Source organism: Alsobacter sp. SYSU BS001988 (assembly GCF_054796215.1).
Genome location: NZ_JBTAMK010000001.1, coordinates 55,656 through 72,559 on the forward strand (window position 1 = coordinate 55,656; position 16,904 = coordinate 72,559).

Sequence of the window (16,904 nt, forward strand, 5' to 3'; positions counted from 1 at the left end):
GGATGACGACCATGCAGACTTTGCCGCCGCTCCGGACAGGCCGGGCCCGCAGGCTGACCGGCTCCCTCACGCCGTTCGAGGGCGTCGAGCTCTCCTTCGTGATCGTCGAGGGGCCTCGGCCCGGGCCATGCCTCGTCGTCACCGCGGGGGTGCACGGCTCCGAATTCTGCTCGGTCGAAGCCGCCGTCAGGCTCGCCCAGACGCGGCCGGAGGACATCAGCGGCACGCTGCTGGTGCTCCCGATCGTCAACCAGCAGGGCTTCTACCGGCGCAGCATCTACGTGATGCCGCAGGACGGGAAGAACCTGAACCGCATGTTCCCGGGCGACCCTGAGGGCACCGCCAGCCAGCGGCTGGCGCACTGGCTCGTCGCCAACATCTATCCGCATGCGGACGCCTATCTGGACCTGCATGGCGGCGACCTCGACGAAAGCCTCGCGCCGTTCACGATCTTCCCGAAGGGCTGCGCCAAGTCCGAAGCGCTCGCCGCCGCTTTCGGCGTCCCGGTCGCGGTCGCGGCGACCCGGGCCGGATCCACCATCATGGCCGCGAACGCGCTGGGCGTGCCGAGCCTGCTGCCGGAGGTGAGCGGAAACGGCCTGTGGGGCGAAGAGACGGTGGCGCAGCTCACGCGCGGCCTGCACGGCGTGATGCGGTCCATCGGCATGCTGCCGCAGGAGGCCGGATCCCCTGCCCCGGCCAGGCCGGAGATCATGACCATGTGGGTGCCGACGGCGCCCTGCTCGGGCCTTTGGTACGCCCGGGCCGAGGTGTCCGACACGGTCGAGAAAGGCGCGGTGATCGGAGAGATCCGGGACGTCTTCGGCGAGGTCCGAGAAACCATCCGCTCCGAGCAGGACGGCCGGATCCTGTACCGGCTCACCAGCCTGTCGGTGAACCAGGGCGAGGCGCTGCTGGGCGTGGGCTCGCCGCTGGCGGCCTGAGCCCCGCGTTCAGCGGCGGCCGGAGCGCCGGGCGAGGAAGTCCGACACGCGGGCCAGGCCGGCCTTCAGGATCTCGGGCCCGTTGGCGTAGCCGATCCGGACATGGCCCTCCATCTCCATGGCCGACCCTGGCGTGAACAGCACGCCGGTCTCCTGCAGCAAGGCGATGCAGAAGTCGCGGGAGGGCATGTCGAGATCGTATTTCAGCAGGGCCGTGGTGCCGGACTTGGGGCGCACCCAGGAGATGAGCGGCTCCCGCTCGACCCACTCCGCCAGCATGGCGAGGTTGCCGCGGGTGATCGCCTGGCTGCGGGACAGGACCTTGTCCCGGTTCTCCAGGGCCAGCGTGGCGAAGTAGTCGTCGATCATGCCGACCGAGATGGTGTTGTAGTCGCGGTGATGCATGACGCCCTCGATCGCCTCGGCCGGGCCCGCGACCCAGCCGAGCCTGAGCCCGGCGAGCGAGAACGCCTTCGACATGCCGGCCGTGCTGACGCCCTTCTCGTAGACGTCGGCCATGGAGGCGGTCATGCCGTCCCCCTCCTGGTCGGTTCCGCGGTAGACCTCGTCGCACAGGACCCAGGCGCCGCTCGCCCTCGCGATGGCGGCGATCTCCTCCAGCATGGCGCGGTCCATCAGCGCGCCGGTCGGGTTGTTGGGGTTGTTGATGGCGATGAGGCGCACGCCCGGCGCGGCCAGGTCGCGCAATTCGGCGAGATCGGGAAGGAAGCCGTTCTCCTCCCGCAGGCGCAGATGCACGACCTCCGCGCCGATGCTTTCCGGAATCGAATAGTGCTGCTGATAGGTCGGGATGACCGAGATGACGCGGTCCCCGCGCGACACCAGCGCCTGGTGCACGAGCGAGTTGGCTCCGATCGTCCCGTGCGTGACGACGATGTTGGAGCGCGCCTGGCGCTCGTACATCGACGCGATGGCGTCGCGCAGCCTGTCCGACCCCTCGATGGCGCCATAGGTCATCTTCATCGGCAGCAGCTCGGAGAGGCCGGGGTCGTTCTTGCCCGCGAGGGCGAGGAGCTGGGCGATGGTGAGGCTTTCGACGCAGGTCTCCGCGAGATTGAGCTCGCACCGGGTCTCGAACTCGTTCATCCAGATTTCGACGCCGAACGGGCGGATATGCATCGCGTGTCTCCAGACCGGGCAGCCGGCCGGAGCCTTGTAGCGACGATCGGGCGCGGAATCACCCCCGCGTTGCGCGGGTCCGGCGCGATGCTTGCGCGCGCCGCCGCGACGTCCGGATGATCCGTGGCGTCACGCCGCCATCGTGAAGGCGTCGGCCTGCTGGACCTCCTCGGTGACGACGGTGAAGCGCTTGAGCAGATGCGGGCCGAAGGAGGTGATCATGGCGACGTCCGCCGCGTCACGCCCGCGCGCGATCAGGATGCGGCCGATGCGCGGCTGGTTGTGCCTGGCGTCGAACGTGTACCAGCGCCCGCCGATATAGGCCTCGAACCAGGCGTTGAAGTCCATGGGCGCCGGATCGGGATCGACGCCGATGTCGCCCAGATAGCCGTTGCAGTAGCGCGCGGGAATGTTGAGGCAGCGACACAGGGTCACGGCGAGGTGGGTGAAGTCCCGGCACACGCCCGTGGCCTCCCGATAGGCCTCGGACGCGGTGCGCGTGGCCCGCGCCTGCGGGTAGCTGAAGACGAGGCTGCGGTTGACGAAGTCGCAGATGGCCTGGACCTTCGCCCAGCCGCCTTCGATCGCGCCGAAATTGCTCCAGGCGAGCCCGGCCAGGAGGTCGGTCTCGCAATAGCGGCTGCCCAGCAGGTAGGGCAGGACATTGGCCGGCAGAGAAGCGGGCGGGATGGCCTGGGCCGCCCAGTCCACAGGGTCAGGCTTGCCGCTGTCGCGGGCCACGCCATCCAGTCGCATCGTCAGCGCGCCCGGAAGGGCCGTGACGCGGCGGCTGACATTGCCGAAGGCGTCGACGAAGGTCTCGACCGGGACATCCTGGCTCACCGAGAACGGCGTCTCTCGGATGATCGAGGCGCGCCGGTCGGGATGCACGTCCATGGCGGTGACGAGGGTGGTGGGCTGGCTGATTTCGATCTCGATATCGAAGCCGTAGCGGATGAGCATCGGAGAACCTGCTGAGGCGCGAGCGTAAGGGATGTCCTCGCAACGGGCGGCGGCCTCGTCGGTTCCCTGGCTCGCAATTTGCTCATTTCATGGGCAGAAATGACGCTTCTGGAGCCGCGCTTTCGGGGCGACCCGGGCGATGCGCGGGCTGCGCGAGGGCGGCTCAGCCCTGGATGGGCCTCACCGCCAAAGCGAGGTCGGCCGCAAAGGGCGGCAGGGCCAGGGTCAGAGCGCCATGCTGGCTCGCTCCCTCCAGGCGCGCCGCCGGCTCGCCCGCCGCGGTGTCCCACGCCGTGGCCCGGTAGCGTCCGGGCTTCAGCCCCGGGATGGACAGCGTGGCGGACACGGGCGCGGCGGAGCGGTCCACCATGCCGCGCCGGTCCAGCGCGTCGGTCCGGAGCAGGTAGACGAGCGCCTGCCGGTCGTCGCCGCAGGCCGTGACATGCAGAGCGGCGGCGCTCTTCGCCTGCGCGTCGATCGCGACGCGACGGAAGGACAGCCAGTCGATCTCGGGCATGAAGCGCGACAGCGCGGCCTGGGCCCGCCGCATGCCGTCGGTCAGGCGATGGGGCCGCCGGTTCGGCCAGCGCATGCCGCCGCCCGCCCCTCCGGCCGCCAGATGCGCCCACTGCATGTGCCGGAAATACTCGTCGTCGAAGTCCTCCGGCAGGGTCTTCTTCTTGTCCTTGAACAGGTGGATCGGGCCGTGCTCGGTGTCGAGATACGGGCGCATGTCCCTGATCTCGCCGAGATGCGCCCGCACGTGCCGGGCCATGTCGAGGGCCGGATCGACGGTGTTCTGCGGGTCGTCGATAGTGCCCTTCTGGTAGACGTGGATCGTCGCGAAATCGAGATCCGGGTGCCGGAACAGCGGCTCGTTCATCGGCAGGTGGCCGCGCCATTCGAGTTCGGGACCGAAGAGCGACACCGTCTGGGGATGGCTGCGGCCGTAGAGGTCGCGCTCCAGCCGGCGCACATGGCCGGACAGGTCCGCGATGAATTCGGGGAAGCAGTCGGCGCTGTCGCCGGCCTGCGCGGGGTGGATCTCGTTCCACAGGTCCCACGCGAAGAACGCGCCCGAGCCGCCCCAGCGCCGGACGACGAATTCCAGCCGCGCCTTGATGGCCTTGCGGGTCTCGCCGCAGAGGAGAAACTCGGACGGCGACGCCAGCGGCCCCCCAAGGGCGCGGTTGTAGGGGTGCCAGTCCCATCGCAGCCACGTCCAGAACGTGTCGAAGGGCGTGATCAGGAAGCGCAGGCCCCTGCGCTCGGCCATGGCGAAGAAGTCGTCCCAGAGCCGGATCATCGCCGGAACGAAGACGCCGGCCGGACGCTCGAAATGGCGATGACGGATCTGCGCGTATTCGAGCATGACCCGGATGACGGTGGTTCCCTGGGCGGCGAGGCCGGCGAGATAGCGGTCCACCCCGGGCAGGTCGCGGCGGCGAAACAGCCCGTTCAGGTCGACCCACGAGATCGCGTCGTTATAGCCGATGGGGTGCCAGGGATCGCCGTCTTCGGTCTGGAAGTAAGGCGCGCCCGGCGCAACCTCGATCCAGGGCTGCCTGACGGGCGAAATCGACGCATGCGGCGCGAGGCGGCGCTTCAGATCAGACATGAGGCGGGCGACCCATGCGGGCGGGTCGCTTTTCGGTGAGGGCTGAGGAGAACATCGACGTCTCTGGCGCGGATCGTGGAACTCTGGATAAGCGGGCTCGCGCAAAGATCGTTCCCAAGTTCCAGACTTCCGTTCGCCTCCCCGCCGGCGTCCTCAATGCCTGTAGGCGGGCTCTTCGGCGTCCAGCACGCGCTTCACGCTCTCCAGGTGCAGGCGGGCCGACTCGGGGTCGCCCTCGCGCATCTGCCGGGCCGCGGCTTCGGCGACCGCGGGCGCGATGGGGGTGACGGCGCGCCCGGTCGCCATGGCGAGGCACTGCGCCTGGCAGGCGCGCTCGAGGTAATAGAGGTCGTCCCAGGCCTCCGCGATCGTCGGGCCGAGCACCAGCACGCCATGGTGCTTCATGAACACGATGTCGGCGTCGCCGATCGCGCCCGCGATCCGGTCGCCCTCGCTCTCGTCGAGAGCGAGCCCGTTATAGTCCCGGTCCACCGCGGTGCGGCCATAGAATTTGAGCGAGGTCTGGCCGGCGAAGAGCAGCGGGTCGCCCTCCGTCATGGCCAGCGCCGTGGCGTAGGGCATGTGGGTGTGGAACGCCGCCCGGGCGCGCGGGATGGCCTTGTGGATCCGCGCGTGGATGTAGAAGGCGGTCGCCTCCGGCTGGCCCTCGCCGTCGACCACGTTGCCGTGCAGGTCGCAGACCAGGAGCCGCGAGGCGGTGAGTTCGCGGAAGGCGTAGCCATAGGGATTGACGATGAAGAGGTCGTCATAGCCTGGGACCAGCGCCGAGAAGTGGTTGCAGATGCCCTCCTCCAGCCCATTGCGGGCGGCCATCCGGAAACAGGCGGCGAGGTCCACCTTGGCCTGCCGCACCGCGTCCGCGTCGAGCCTGGGTTGGTTCGGCCCCGCGGAGGCGGACGGGGCGGCGGCTGGGCCGAGGGAATGAGCCATGGGCGGTGTGCTCCGGAGGGGTGGACCGGCGCCACTCTAGAGGATGCTGTGTTTCGACGGAAACACAGCATCTCTCGTTTCCTGGTGGTCGCATGCTTTGGCGCGAAAAGCCGGTCCCCACCTTTTCGCAGCATGCTCAGGCGCAGGAGCATGGCCGGCCCAAGTCCCCGGCGCGCCTCTTCTCCCGTCTTTGTGGACCGCCGCGCCCCCCTGTCGCCGGGTCCGCGGTCGGAACCGACCCCCCGCCCAAGAGTTGTTGGCGCAACTGCAATGGCTGAGGAGACACGTCCATGAAAGCGATCTTGCTCGCGACCGCCCTCTGCGTGACCGGCGCCGCAGCGGCGACCGCCCAGGAGTTTTCGATCGGACCCGGCGGCGTGACCGTGGGCCGCGACCGCGACCGCGATTTCGATCGCCGGCGTTGGGACCGTCGCCACTATGACCGCGACTACACCACCGGAAGCGTGCGCGGCGGCTGCCGCTACGTCACGATCACCAAGGAAAACGACGACGGCGACACTGTCACTCGCCGCATTCGCCGCTGCGACTGATCACCAGTCGGCAGACCCCTGCGCCCGGCTGCGGCCGGACGCCTCAAGGCCGCTTCCGAGCGGCCTTTTTTCGTGGCCGCCGATCACTCGGGGTCCCAGCACTCCGCTCCCATGCCGATCGTGTCCACGACCTGGCACGCGGGGGCGGCGGATAAGCCCGAGGCGGGCGTGACCCGCAGCAGCAAGAGCGAACCGACGACGGCCGCCAGAACGACGATGACGGCGCCCAGGACGGCGGCGGATCCGGGGATGGCGAGTGCGACGCGCATGGGATGCTCCTGTTGAGAGATCCGACTATGCAGGCCTCCTCACATGCCCAGGGTGCGCAACCTCACATGACGGGCGAAAACGTCCCGTCGGGACGACTCATCGTCCGGGCCGGCGCGACGCCGGCCCTCCCGGGTGACGCGCCCCCGCGGGGTCGCGCGCGGAACGGTCCGGTCAGGCGCCCACGGCGTCGCTGACGCACTTCTTGGTGAAGCTGGTCTTCGCCGCGCCGGAGAGCTTCTTTTCCGCGGACGCGGTCGAGCACGTCTTGGCGGCGTCGGACTCGCACTTCTTCATGAAGCTGTTCATGGCGGCGCCCGCCAGCTTCTTTTCCGTCGCCTGGGCTTTGCAGGTCGTCTCGGCGAAGGCGCTGGTGGTGGCCAGGGCGCCCAGCACTAAGGCCATTGCAATTGCACGCATGTTTTCCTCCTGAGGCTTCGACGCGGGGCCGAGCGAAGGAACTCTGCATCAAGTGCGGGATGGCTACAACTATGCTGTTGGAGGCGGCGGAGGCAGGCCCGGCCGACGCGGCCGCCGCGGCTTCGCCGCCCCCGAGGCGCCGGAATTCGGAGACCGAAGCCGGCCCCAAGCCGCTTGACCGGGTAGGATTATCAGCCGATAAATAGCATGAGGCCGTTCGGCGGCCCATCAACGCGTCCCGCTCCCAGGGGTCAGAAGGACGCCGGACAACATTGGGAGATCGCCATGCCGCCCTTCGCGCGCCGCTTCGCCGTCCTAGCCGCCGCCACCCTGACGCTGTTCTCCGGACAGGCCTTCGCGGAGCCCGTGAAGATCCGGATCGGATGGTCGACGATGCCGGGGCACATGATCCCGGTGCTCTACTCCAAGCCCGAGATCCTGAAGCATTACGGCAAGAGCTATACGGTCGAGCCGATCCTCTTCCGGGGCAGCTCGCCGCAGATCACCGCCATGGCGGCGGGCGAGATCGACATGGCCGCCTTCTCGGCCCTGACGCTCGTCCTGGCCGTGACGAACGCGCGCCAGGACGTGAAGGTGGTGGCCGACATCATCCAGGACGGGGTCGGGGACCACCACTCCGAGACCTTCATGGTGCGCAGCGACTCCGGCATCAACACGGTCGCCGACATGAAGGGCAAGCGCGTCGGCAGCAACGCCATCGGGTCGGCCTCCGACACGGCCATCCGGGCGATGTTCAAGAAGAACAACATGAACGACAAGCGCGACTACACGGTCGTGGAGGTCGCCTTCCCCAACATCCCGCCCATGCTCGACGAGGGCAAGATCGACATGGGGACGGTGCTGCAGCCGCAGTCCGGCCAGTTCATCGAGAGCGGCAAATACAAGGTGCTGTTCCGCGCCAAGGACGCCGTCGGACCGTCGCAGCTCGTCTTCCTCACCGCCCGGACGGACTTCCTGGAGAAGAACCGGGAAGCCCTGAAGGATTTCTTCGAGGACCATGTCCGCGCCATGCGCTGGTTCCAGGATCCGGCGAACCGCACCGAGGCGGTCAAGATCATCGCGGACTTCATGAAGCAGACGCCGGACAAGCTCACGCATCTGTTCACGAACAAGGACTATTACCGCGACCCCTTCATGTTCCCCAACGTGAAGACCCTCCAGGACAGCATCAACGTCACCCAGGAGGTGGGCCTGATCCCGGCCAAGATCGAGGTCGCGCCGAAATATGTCGACCTCAGCTTCGTCGAGGAGGCCAAGCGGCGCATCGAAGCGGGCCGCTGACATGCACGGCGCGATCGAGCGTCCCCGGTCCGACGCGGCGTCGGGCATCGAGGTCCAGGGAGTCTCCCACTCCTACGGGTCGCGGCATGGGGCGGGGGTGCTGGCGCTCGACGACATCGCCCTCGACATCCGGCCCAACGAGTTCCACGCGCTGCTCGGCCCTTCCGGCTGCGGCAAGAGCACGCTGCTCTACCTGATCGGCGGTTTCATCCCGATCCAGAAGGGGGTGATCCACACGCGCAGCGGCCCGGTGACCGCGCCGGGCCCGGAACGCAGCATCGTGTTCCAGAACTTCGCGCTGTTTCCCTGGAAGACCGTGCTGCAGAACGTCGCCTACGGGCTGCGCAAGCAGGGCATGAACGCCCGGCAGGCGGAGGCGCGGGCGCGCGAGTTCATCGCGCTGGTGCAGCTGACGGGCTTCGAGGACGCCTATCCGTCGCAGCTTTCCGGCGGCATGCAGCAGCGCGCCGCCATCGCGCGAACGCTCGCGGTGGATCCCGAGATCCTACTGATGGACGAGCCCTTCGGGGCGCTGGACGCCCAGACCCGGCGGGTGATGCAGGAGGAGCTGCGGGCGATCTGGCAGCGCAGCCGCAAGACCGTGGTGTTCGTCACCCACGACGTCCACGAGGCGGTGTTCCTGGCCGACCGCATCTCCATCATGAGCGCCCGGCCGGGCCGCATCCAGCACGTGATCGACGTCGACCTGCCGAAGGACCGCGGCGAGGAGATCCTGGAGAAGCCGGAGTTCCTCGCGCTGAGCGAGCGGATCTGGCGGCTGGTCCGCGAGCAGGCGGTCAGCGCCAGCCGGGGCGGCCACTGATGCGCGCCGCGGCGGTCCGGTACTCGCCCCTGCTGGCGCTGCTGCTGCTCTGGGAGGCGCTGACGCTGCTGCGGATCACGCCGCCCGAGATGCTGCCCGGGCCGGGCGCCGTGCTGGCCGCCCTGTGGGAGATGCTGCGCAGCGGGGAGCTCGTCACCAACGCCGCCAGGTCTCTGACCCGCGCCGCCGCGGGCCTTGCGGCCGCCATCGTGGTCGGCATTGCGGCCGGGCTGTTCATGGCGACGTTCCGGCCCTTCCGGCTGCTGGTGAACCCGATCGTCCAGATCTTCTACCCGATGCCGAAATCCGCCCTCATCCCCCTGGTGATGATCTGGTTCGGCCTCGGCGACAGCTCCAAGATCTTCCTGATCTTCCTCGGCTGCCTGCTGCCCGTGATCGTCAGCACCTATAACGGCGCGCGCGGCGTCAATCACGTGCTCAAATGGTCGGCCGCGAGCCTCGGGGCCAGCCGGTGGGAGGTCCTGCGCGAGGTGGTGATCCCGGCGGCCAAGCCCGACATCCTGGCCGGATGCCGCACCGCGCTGGCCTTCTCCTTCATCCTGATGGTGAGCTCGGAATTCGTCATCGCGAAGGACGGGGTCGGCTTCCTGATCAGTTCGCTGGGCGACGGCGGGACCTATCCGGCCATGTTCGCCGTCATCCTGACGGTCGCGGCGGCGGGCTTTGCGGCCGACAGGCTCTATGCGGCCTTTTCGCGCCGGCAGCTGCGCTGGAGGGAGCCGTGAGCACGAGCGACAGCGCCCGCCCCATCCCGCTCGCCGCCTCCGGCTCCGCCAGGAGGACCGTCCTGGCGGACCTGTGGACGGCCGCCGGCGACGTCGTCGTGCAGGTCCTCGTGGTGCTGGCGCTTCTCGCCCTGTGGGAGACGGCGACGCGGCTGAAGCTCGCGCATCCCTTCCTGCTGCCGCCGCTTTCGGACGTGCTGGCGCGGCTCTGGTCCGACGCGGCGTCGGGCGCGGTCTTCGTCGATCTCGGCCTGACGCTCTACCGGGCGCTGCTCGGCTTCGGCGCGGCCGCCGTGATCGCCATCCCGCTCGGCGTGCTCATGGCGCGCTCGGCCGCGCTGCGCTGGTTCTTCGATCCGCTGATCTCGGTCGGCTTCCCGATGCCCAAGATCGCCTTCCTGCCGATCTTCATCCTGTGGTTCGACATCTACGACACGTCCAAGATCATCATGGTGGCGTTCTCGTGCTTCTTCCCCATCGTGTCGGCGACCTTCGCGGGCACGTCGTCCGTCGACAAGTGGCCGCTCTGGTCGGCGCGGGCGCTGGGCGCGAGCGAGCGGGAGACGCTGTGGGAGGTCGTGCTGCCGATGGCCTCGCCGCAGATCCTCACCGGCCTGCAGATCGCGTTGCCGGTGGGCATGATCACCACCGTGGCGACCGAGATGTTGATGGGCGGCCGCGGCATCGGCGGCGCCATGATCACGGCGGGGCGCTTCGCCGACTCCGTCGGCGTGTTCGCCGGGATCGTGGAGATCGCCATCCTGGGCTTCGTCGTCATCAAGGGGCTGGAGGCCCTGCGCGGGAGGCTCCTGGCGTGGCATCCGGAATCGCGGCGCTAGGCGGGTGAGCGCGCCCGGCGTCCTGCTGGTCCCGTACGGGGCCGACCAGTGGTCGCTCTCGGCGATCCGCTGCGGCCGCACGCCGGCGGGGGCGCTGCGGGTCTGCGCGCCCTTCCCGTGCGTGGCCATCGAGCCCGCCGCACGGGAACCGCTGCGGCTCAACAACGCCCCCTATGCGCTCGGGGCCGCGGCGGCGGCCGGATCGAGCCCGCTGCAGGCGCTTCGCGCGCATGTCAGGCATCTCTGCCGACCGTGGGACCGGCTCTCGCATCGGTTCCTCGACGCCTATTTCGATCACCTGGAGGCGTCCGTCGCGGCCGACATGGACGCCCTGCGGCGGCGGGCGGAGCCCTTCGCGGGGCTGTTCGCCCCGGAGGACTGGATCTACTCCGCGCCGCGCCCTCTCCCGCGCGCCCACCTGGCCGCGCCCGAGGCCGCCCCGACCGGAACCGAAGCCGACCATGTCCAGGCGGACGTCGCGTTCTGGCTCGGCGACCGCTTTGCGGCGGCGCTCTCGACCCAGTCCGGCCTGACCCCGGCCCGAGGGCGCGCCCGGGCCGAGCGGCTGGCCCGCGCGGGCGTGCGGGTCGTCGCCTTCAGCGCGGCCGATCTCGCCCGTCCGGAGCCCCTCTTCGACGCGCTCCTGGGCGGCCCCGTCGCCCGGTTCTGGGCGGCCGAGCCCATCCCGTGCGGACCGTTCCGGCCGCCGGCCGTCGACGGGTAGGCGCCGGAGAGGCTACGGGGCGGGCGCCAGGGCCAGCAGGCTGTTGCGCAGCGCCGCCTCCGGGATGTTCTGGGTGATGAAGACGATCCGGCTGCGCCGCTCGGCGTCGGGCCAGCGCGGCAGCGTCGCCATCGGGTGGACCAGATGCTGCACCCCGTGCACCACCACGGGCCCTGGCTCGCCGATCACGTTCAGGACGCCCTTCATCCTGAGCAGGTCCGCGCCGCGCAGCGACGTGATGGCGGCCAGCCACCGCCGCAACGCCGGCATCGCGATGGGCTGGTCGAGCGTCATGCAGAAGGCGCGGATGTTCGGCCCGTGGCGGTTCGGGTCGTTATGGGCGTGGTCGTGCTCCTCGGGGCCGTGGTCATGCGCGTGGTCGTGGTCATGGTCATGGCCGTGCGCGTCGAAGGCTTCGGCCGCCAGCCAGCGCTTCGCCGCCTCGGCGTCGTCGCCAGGCTCGGCCGAGCGGCTGAAGAGGTCGTCGGGCGAGGCCCGGCCGTCGACGACCCGCAGGACGGCCGCGCCGGGGTTGATGGCGCGCAGCCGGTTCTCCAGCGCCTCCAGCGCCGTAGCCTCGGCCAGATCGGACTTGGTGAGCGCCAGCACGTCGGCCAGCGCCGCCTGCTTGGCGGCCTCGGCGAACTGGTCCAGCTGCGCGAGCCCGTTGACGCCGTCGACCGTGGTCACCACCGTCCGCAGCCGGAACAGCGGCGCCACCAGCGGGTCCGTCGCCAGCGTCTGCAGGATGGGCGCCGGGTCGGCGAGGCCGGTCGTCTCGATCGCCACCCGCGAGAAGGCCGGGATCTCCCCGCGGTCGCGCTTGGCCACGAGGTCCGTCAGCGTGTCGACGAGATCGCCGCGGATCGTGCAGCAGATGCAGCCGCTCTGCAGCACGAGCGTGTTCTCGAGCGCCGTCTCGACCAAAAGGTGGTCGATCGAGATCTCCCCGAACTCGTTGATGACGACGGCGGTGTCGGCCATCCCCGGGTCCTGGAGGAGATGGTTGAGCAGCGTGGTCTTGCCGCTGCCCAGGAAGCCGGTGATCACCGTGACGGGGAGCGGAGCCATGGTCAGAAGGTCATCTCCAGCACGTAGAGGCCGCCCGTGAACCGGTCGACCGCATAGACGACGCCGTTCTCGTCCACGAACACGTCGTTGATCTGCACGGTTCCGACGCGCGTCCCCTCGGGGGCGGGCGGCACGAAGGCGGCGACCTCCCTGGGCTGGAGCGGGTTCGTGAGGTCGTAGGCGCGCACGCCGGCGTTGAAGAAGGTGGAGAAGATCAGCGTGTCGGACTTGAACGACGTCTCGCCCGGCCTGTTCTCATGCAGGTTGTGCGAGCCGTAGCGCCCGCCCTTGTGGCCATAGGTCTCGAAGGGCGGCATCGGCAGCGTGCTGATCGGGACCAGGTTGGTCTCGACGCGCGCGTCGACGATCCAGGTCAGCTTCGGCCAGTCCACGCCGTCGTCCTTGACGCATTCGTCGGACACGACGAGCAGGTCGCGGCTGAACAGCGGCAGCACGGTGTGGGTGAAGCCCGGATAGGGCGGGTGCGGGTTGAAGTTGGACACCACCTTGGGCGAGCCCATGTCGGAGATGTCGAGCACGAAGGCGCCGCCGTCCAGATAGCCCACATAGGCGCGGTCCGGCCGCTCCGGGAACACGTTGGTGTTGTGGGCGCGGAAGCCCGAATCGATCGGCAGGCGCTTGGGCGGCGGGGCGTCGTCGCCCTCCCGGGTTCCGGGCATCCACCAGCGGCCGATCTCCACCGGCCGGGACAGGTCGCTGACGTCCAGGATGCGGTAGGGCTGGTCGTCCAGCGGGTTGCGCGGCGTGAAGTCGGCGGCCCCGCCGGCGAAGTGGATGGTGCGGCCGTCCACGAACCAGACCTGGTGCACCCCGCGCGAATGCGGGCCGGAGCAGTCGAAGAAGCTGATCGACCTCGGCTGCTCGGGGACGCTGACGTCGAAGAGCTCGATGCCCGCCGGCTGCAGCCCCGGCTCCAGCACCTGGTAGGCGACCGCCATGATGTTGCCGCAGGTCTCCAGCGAGTTGGAGCGGATGCGGTTGTGCGGCAGGTCGGTCTGGACGATCACCTTCGGGCGGCTCGGATCGGTGACGTCGACGCCGGTGAAGTTCTTGGGCGGGCCCTCATGGGCCAGCCACAGGATGCGCCGGCCATCGGGCGCCGCCTGGAGCGACATGCCTTCCCCGAGGCCGCCGAATCCCCGCAGCGTGTCGTGGGCGATCAGCTTGAACCCGTGCGCCTCGTCGGCCTTCATGCGGCGTCTCCCTGGGGCCGGGACGCTCCGATCGGCGCCCGCCTTCTTATTTATCGAGTGTTCAATAACGCGGCCGACGGGTCAAGCGCGGCCCCGGCGGGGCCGGCCGGCGCGGCGCGGGCGCCCTTCAGTGCAGCCGCACCGACACCGGCGCGATGGAGTCGATGAGCCCGCGCCGGGCCTCCTCGGCCTCGGCCATGGCGGCCAGCGCCTGCTCGCGGCTGCTGCGGCTGGAGCCGGAGATGACGACGCCGCCCAGCATGGCCGCGATGGCGAAGACCGTCAGCGAGGTGTTCCAGCCGACGACGCCGACGGCGGCGAGGAGCAACGCCGCTCCGCCGAGCGCCGCCGCGCCCTTGGCGATGACGATGAGCTTGCGGGAGCGTTCGGCCGCCTCGGCCAGGCTCTCGATCCTGGCTTCCAGTCGGGCGATCTCGTCCCTCGTGTCGTCGAGGCTCATCGGCGGGCGTCTCGCGGGCGGTCCCGCCTTTCCACCACAGGAGGCCGCCCCGCCGCAAGGGGCGCGGGCTCACGGATGGTCGAGCGCCCGCCGGATCCATCCCATGGGCGCCTCCGACTCCAGGAACGCCACCGCCAGCCCCAACGCGTCTTCGCCGATCGGCCGACGCGAGACCGCCGCCGCCACGACCACGTCGCAGCGCTGGGACACCGCGACCCCCACCGCCGAGCGCGGCCCCTCGGGCGTCTCCAATACGTAGCGCCGCGCGCGGCCGGGCAGCGCGCCGAAGCGGATGGGGGCGCCCGGCCCCGCGGGCCGGAAGGTCGGCGCGATCAGGTCGAGGTCGGTGACGCCGTCCACCTCGGCGTCGTCCGTCACGCCGGTCGCGCAGTTGCAGAAGCCGAGCTTCGGCCGGACATAGACGACGAGGTCGTCCCCGCATCCCTCGCAGGCGAAGGCCCGCCCGGGGGGCCAGCCGTCGCGCGGGAAGGGCCAGGCCTTCTCCGCCCAGGCGGCCTGGCCGAGCCGCGGCGGGGCGGGCTCGGCGGCGGCCGTCGCCAGCGCGGCCAGCAGCGAGCCGGCCGCCGCGAGCGCCCGGACCGCCGCCGCGCGCCGCATCGGACTACTTCAGCCCCGCGACGCTGCGGGCGTCGCCGGTGAGTTCGAGGATGTGCATGCCCGTATTGGCGCGGTCGACGATGTAGATCAGGCCGCGGTCGTCCGTCTCGACATTGTTGGTCTGGATGGCGACCTTGCACCGGTCCTTGCCGTCGACCTTCACGCAGCGATTGTCGGTGGCCTCCGTGACGCTCGGGATGAAGAAGCCGACCTCCTTGGGGTTGTAGGGATCGCGGATGTCGAGCGCCCGCACGCCGGCGTTGAAGAAGGCGATGAAGGCCATCTTCTTGTAGAAGACCGGGTCCATGCTCTCGTTCGACGAGTGCGAGCCGAAGCGCCCTCCCCGCTGGCAGAAATCGCCGGAGCTCTCCTTGGCGGTGTAGTTCGACACCACCATCGGCCGGCTCTCGACCGTGACGTCGACGAACCAGACCATCTGGCGCGCCTCGTTGCACTCGTTCAGGATCGCCTCGTCGACGATCATCACGATGTCGCGCTTGGCGCCGTCCTTGTCCTTGGCGAATTCGGCGACGGGCATCTGCAGCATCGGGAAGGTGGTGTGCGCGCCGTTGAGCGACGACATCGCCATGCGGGCGATCTCCGGCCCCTTCAGGTTCTCCGGCGTCGGCTCCTTGGGCCCGTTCAGCAGCTTCTCGCGGTCGACGATCTGCAGCACGCCGCCCTTGTTGGTGCCGTAGCCGAAATAAACGCGGTTGCCCTGCGGCCCGGTGGAGATGGGGCCGTGAAGCTCGGTCGGCACCGCGCCGGTGGAGCCGGGCTCCTGCCCGGGCAGGCCGAAGTCGCGGATCTTCGCCGGGTGGGCCGGGTCGGACAGGTCGTAGACCTGCGTCATGCGGCGGGTGCGCCAGTCCGGCGCGCCCGACACCAGGAAGGCGATCCCGGTGTCGCACTCCCACCAGCTCTTGTGGGTGTCCTTGAGGCCGGAGATCCGCGTCACCAGCGCCGGGTTGGCCGGGTCCGCCACGTTCCAGATCTCGTGCGCCTCGCCGCCGAAGGTGCGCAGCATGTAGACGGCGGACTTGTCGCCCTTGGGCAGGGACTTGCCGTCGCAGACGCGCACCATCTGGGCCCCGCCGGCCTCGTAGGTGCCGGGCTGGCCGGGCAGGTGCTTCAGATATTTCGGATGGGCCGCGTCGGTGGCGTCGATGATGGAGGTGCCGTTCGGCTCGGCCTTGCCCGTCGCCGGGTTGACGGGCGTGGGCACGTCGTCGGTGCCGCCATGATGGCCCACATAGGCGATGTAGCGGTCGCCCTGATGCACGATGGTCGGCTGGTAGGCGCTGCGCGCCTGCAGGTCGCTGTAGCCCACCAGCTTCATGTTGGAGGCCTCGGGCGCGGCGCTCTGCGCCGTCGCGGCCGTCATGGCCCAATGCGCGGCGCCCAGCGCGAGGGCTCCGGACAGGAGTATCCGCATGGTCGTCTCCTCCACGTGTTTTGCTTTGGAGGGATGTTTGCAATCGATTGCGCCCGCGTCAACGGCTGGCCCCGCCCGGGGCTGCGCGCCTTTTGCATGGCAGCCGATTGGTCGCGCGGCGGCCAACGTCGTGAACCGATCATGAAGAAGATGCGGCCAATCCGACCGGACAGATTCACTTAACCTGAACAACGATTCAGATACGGCCATTAACCTCCGGGTCAGCCCGCGAATGCCTGAATGCTCGCACGAATTGCAGTCATCGAGAGCACGGACATGGGCAAGACCGACCTTCAGACCTTCGCCGACATCGTCGCCCGCACCGGGCGCATCACCTTCGGCGACGCGCAGCGCCTGCACCGCGACGTGCTCCCCGACGGGGTGAGGAGCCGCGACGACGTCGAGATCCTGATCCGCCTCGAAGCCTCCGTCCGGCGCTACGACCGCGCCTTCGCGGGCTGGCTGGTGGCCAACGTGGTCGACTACGCGGTGTGGGGCGAGCGCCCCACCGGCGTCGTCACCGACGCGATCGCCGCCTGGCTGGCCGGGCTCCTCGACGCCGACCGCCCGGTCCTGGCCCGCATCGCCCGCGAGATCGCCCGCGAGACGCAGGAGGTGGGCGGGACGCTGGAGGAGGTGGTCTCGCAGGATGCCGGGATGGAGGCGGCGATGGCGGCGGCGCAGGTTGGCGGGGGTGAGGCGCGGGTTTGAGGGACTATCGGGCCGCAGGTGCCGATAGAGGTCATGTCAAAATGCGCCATCAGCCGCTTTTCGGCTTTGAGTGTCACAAACCACTGCACACGCTACGAGCAAAACGG

At 69.6% G+C, this 16,904-nt stretch carries 19 protein-coding genes; 8 read left to right on the top strand and 11 right to left on the bottom strand.

Annotation, left to right across the window (positions count from 1 at the left end):
- Positions 1-11 precede the first annotated feature (11 nt).
- Positions 12-944, top strand: a complete 933-nt coding sequence (locus ACYVO7_RS00285) for a succinylglutamate desuccinylase/aspartoacylase family protein (RefSeq protein WP_460447863.1) — start codon at positions 12-14, stop codon at positions 942-944.
- A 9-nt stretch (positions 945-953) separates the two neighbouring features.
- On the opposite strand, the gene ACYVO7_RS00290 is transcribed toward ACYVO7_RS00285, so the two are convergent.
- The 4 genes from ACYVO7_RS00290 to ACYVO7_RS00305 all read right to left on the bottom strand — a co-directional run bounded on the left by ACYVO7_RS00290 (position 954) and on the right by ACYVO7_RS00305 (position 5,616).
- Positions 954-2,084 carry an aminotransferase gene (locus ACYVO7_RS00290; RefSeq protein WP_460447864.1) on the bottom strand — a complete coding sequence of 377 codons (1,131 nt, stop codon included), beginning with the start codon at positions 2,082-2,084 and terminating at the stop codon, positions 954-956.
- 129 nt (positions 2,085-2,213) lie between these two features.
- A complete protein-coding gene (locus ACYVO7_RS00295) occupies positions 2,214-3,047 on the bottom strand; it encodes a transglutaminase-like domain-containing protein (protein WP_406856459.1) in 834 nt (277 codons plus the stop codon).
- Between the two features lie 163 nt (positions 3,048-3,210).
- Positions 3,211-4,665: a glycoside hydrolase 5 family protein gene (locus ACYVO7_RS00300; RefSeq protein ID WP_460447865.1), complete on the bottom strand. Its 1,455-nt coding sequence runs from the start codon at positions 4,663-4,665 to the stop codon at positions 3,211-3,213.
- Positions 4,666-4,818: 153 nt separating this feature from the next.
- Positions 4,819-5,616 (bottom strand): aldolase, encoded by a 798-nt coding sequence (locus ACYVO7_RS00305; protein ID WP_460447866.1) that lies wholly within the window; start codon positions 5,614-5,616, stop codon positions 4,819-4,821.
- 290 nt (positions 5,617-5,906) lie between these two features.
- Between ACYVO7_RS00305 and ACYVO7_RS00310 the strand changes: the two genes are divergently transcribed.
- The gene (locus tag ACYVO7_RS00310; RefSeq protein ID WP_406856456.1) at positions 5,907-6,167 is read left to right on the top strand and encodes a hypothetical protein; all 261 of its coding nucleotides are present in this window, start codon (positions 5,907-5,909) and stop codon (positions 6,165-6,167) included.
- 83 nt (positions 6,168-6,250) lie between these two features.
- Here ACYVO7_RS00310 and ACYVO7_RS00315 read toward each other — a convergent pair whose 3' ends face one another.
- Together ACYVO7_RS00315 and ACYVO7_RS00320 are read right to left on the bottom strand one after the other, a co-directional pair.
- Complete coding sequence (locus ACYVO7_RS00315) at positions 6,251-6,436, bottom strand: hypothetical protein (RefSeq protein ID WP_460447867.1); 186 nt, start codon at positions 6,434-6,436, stop codon at positions 6,251-6,253.
- Positions 6,437-6,608: 172 nt separating this feature from the next.
- Positions 6,609-6,854, bottom strand: coding sequence for a hypothetical protein (locus tag ACYVO7_RS00320; RefSeq protein WP_406856454.1), 246 nt, complete (start codon positions 6,852-6,854; stop codon positions 6,609-6,611).
- Between the two features lie 285 nt (positions 6,855-7,139).
- Here ACYVO7_RS00320 and ACYVO7_RS00325 point away from each other — a divergent pair, with 285 nt between their 5' ends.
- Genes ACYVO7_RS00325 through ACYVO7_RS00345 form a run of 5 tightly spaced genes read left to right on the top strand, consistent with a single transcriptional unit; the run spans position 7,140 to position 11,288 of the window.
- Complete coding sequence (locus ACYVO7_RS00325; protein WP_460447868.1) at positions 7,140-8,156, top strand: ABC transporter substrate-binding protein; 1,017 nt, start codon at positions 7,140-7,142, stop codon at positions 8,154-8,156.
- A gap of 1 nt (position 8,157) precedes the next feature.
- Positions 8,158-8,979, top strand: a complete 822-nt coding sequence (locus ACYVO7_RS00330; RefSeq protein ID WP_460447869.1) for an ABC transporter ATP-binding protein — start codon at positions 8,158-8,160, stop codon at positions 8,977-8,979.
- The gene (locus ACYVO7_RS00335) at positions 8,979-9,725 is read left to right on the top strand and encodes an ABC transporter permease (protein ID WP_460447870.1); all 747 of its coding nucleotides are present in this window, start codon (positions 8,979-8,981) and stop codon (positions 9,723-9,725) included. Before ACYVO7_RS00330 ends, ACYVO7_RS00335 begins: the two co-directional genes overlap by 1 nt.
- Entirely contained in the window at positions 9,722-10,564 is an 843-nt protein-coding gene (locus ACYVO7_RS00340; protein ID WP_460447871.1) for an ABC transporter permease, read from the top strand. Before ACYVO7_RS00335 ends, ACYVO7_RS00340 begins: the two co-directional genes overlap by 4 nt.
- A 4-nt stretch (positions 10,565-10,568) precedes the next feature.
- Positions 10,569-11,288: a hypothetical protein gene (locus tag ACYVO7_RS00345; RefSeq protein ID WP_460447872.1), complete on the top strand. Its 720-nt coding sequence runs from the start codon at positions 10,569-10,571 to the stop codon at positions 11,286-11,288.
- Between the two features lie 12 nt (positions 11,289-11,300).
- Here ACYVO7_RS00345 and ACYVO7_RS00350 read toward each other — a convergent pair whose 3' ends face one another.
- From ACYVO7_RS00350 to ACYVO7_RS00370, 5 genes are all read right to left on the bottom strand, one after another.
- Positions 11,301-12,359, bottom strand: coding sequence for a CobW family GTP-binding protein (locus tag ACYVO7_RS00350; protein ID WP_460447873.1), 1,059 nt, complete (start codon positions 12,357-12,359; stop codon positions 11,301-11,303).
- A 2-nt stretch (positions 12,360-12,361) separates the two neighbouring features.
- Positions 12,362-13,573 carry an LVIVD repeat-containing protein gene (locus tag ACYVO7_RS00355; RefSeq protein WP_460447874.1) on the bottom strand — a complete coding sequence of 404 codons (1,212 nt, stop codon included), beginning with the start codon at positions 13,571-13,573 and terminating at the stop codon, positions 12,362-12,364.
- 127 nt (positions 13,574-13,700) lie between these two features.
- The gene (locus ACYVO7_RS00360) at positions 13,701-14,033 is read right to left on the bottom strand and encodes a hypothetical protein (RefSeq protein ID WP_460447875.1); all 333 of its coding nucleotides are present in this window, start codon (positions 14,031-14,033) and stop codon (positions 13,701-13,703) included.
- Between the two features lie 69 nt (positions 14,034-14,102).
- A complete protein-coding gene (locus ACYVO7_RS00365; protein WP_460447876.1) occupies positions 14,103-14,651 on the bottom strand; it encodes a hypothetical protein in 549 nt (182 codons plus the stop codon).
- A gap of 4 nt (positions 14,652-14,655) precedes the next feature.
- On the bottom strand, positions 14,656-16,035 hold the full coding sequence (locus ACYVO7_RS00370; protein ID WP_460448525.1) for an LVIVD repeat-containing protein: 1,380 nt from the start codon (positions 16,033-16,035) through the stop codon (positions 14,656-14,658).
- Between the two features lie 291 nt (positions 16,036-16,326).
- Between ACYVO7_RS00370 and ACYVO7_RS00375 the strand changes: the two genes are divergently transcribed.
- Positions 16,327-16,797: a hypothetical protein gene (locus ACYVO7_RS00375; protein WP_460447877.1), complete on the top strand. Its 471-nt coding sequence runs from the start codon at positions 16,327-16,329 to the stop codon at positions 16,795-16,797.
- Positions 16,798-16,904 lie beyond the last annotated feature (107 nt).

Bases quoted from the DNA above. Each gene is read 5' to 3' on its own strand.
- ACYVO7_RS00285 (WP_460447863.1), top strand. From the start codon at position 12: ATGCAGACTTTGCCGCCGCTCCGGACAGGCCGGGCCCGCAGGCTGACC.
- ACYVO7_RS00290 (WP_460447864.1), bottom strand. From the start codon at position 2,084: ATGCATATCCGCCCGTTCGGCGTCGAAATCTGGATGAACGAGTTCGAG.
- ACYVO7_RS00295 (WP_406856459.1), bottom strand. From the start codon at position 3,047: ATGCTCATCCGCTACGGCTTCGATATCGAGATCGAAATCAGCCAGCCC.
- ACYVO7_RS00300 (WP_460447865.1), bottom strand. From the start codon at position 4,665: ATGTCTGATCTGAAGCGCCGCCTCGCGCCGCATGCGTCGATTTCGCCC.
- ACYVO7_RS00305 (WP_460447866.1), bottom strand. From the start codon at position 5,616: ATGGCTCATTCCCTCGGCCCAGCCGCCGCCCCGTCCGCCTCCGCGGGG.
- ACYVO7_RS00310 (WP_406856456.1), top strand. From the start codon at position 5,907: ATGAAAGCGATCTTGCTCGCGACCGCCCTCTGCGTGACCGGCGCCGCA.
- ACYVO7_RS00315 (WP_460447867.1), bottom strand. From the start codon at position 6,436: ATGCGCGTCGCACTCGCCATCCCCGGATCCGCCGCCGTCCTGGGCGCC.
- ACYVO7_RS00320 (WP_406856454.1), bottom strand. From the start codon at position 6,854: ATGCGTGCAATTGCAATGGCCTTAGTGCTGGGCGCCCTGGCCACCACC.
- ACYVO7_RS00325 (WP_460447868.1), top strand. From the start codon at position 7,140: ATGCCGCCCTTCGCGCGCCGCTTCGCCGTCCTAGCCGCCGCCACCCTG.
- ACYVO7_RS00330 (WP_460447869.1), top strand. From the start codon at position 8,158: ATGCACGGCGCGATCGAGCGTCCCCGGTCCGACGCGGCGTCGGGCATC.
- ACYVO7_RS00335 (WP_460447870.1), top strand. From the start codon at position 8,979: ATGCGCGCCGCGGCGGTCCGGTACTCGCCCCTGCTGGCGCTGCTGCTG.
- ACYVO7_RS00350 (WP_460447873.1), bottom strand. From the start codon at position 12,359: ATGGCTCCGCTCCCCGTCACGGTGATCACCGGCTTCCTGGGCAGCGGC.
- ACYVO7_RS00355 (WP_460447874.1), bottom strand. From the start codon at position 13,573: ATGAAGGCCGACGAGGCGCACGGGTTCAAGCTGATCGCCCACGACACG.
- ACYVO7_RS00360 (WP_460447875.1), bottom strand. From the start codon at position 14,033: ATGAGCCTCGACGACACGAGGGACGAGATCGCCCGACTGGAAGCCAGG.
- ACYVO7_RS00365 (WP_460447876.1), bottom strand. From the start codon at position 14,651: ATGCGGCGCGCGGCGGCGGTCCGGGCGCTCGCGGCGGCCGGCTCGCTG.
- ACYVO7_RS00370 (WP_460448525.1), bottom strand. From the start codon at position 16,035: ATGACGGCCGCGACGGCGCAGAGCGCCGCGCCCGAGGCCTCCAACATG.
- ACYVO7_RS00375 (WP_460447877.1), top strand. From the start codon at position 16,327: ATGCTCGCACGAATTGCAGTCATCGAGAGCACGGACATGGGCAAGACC.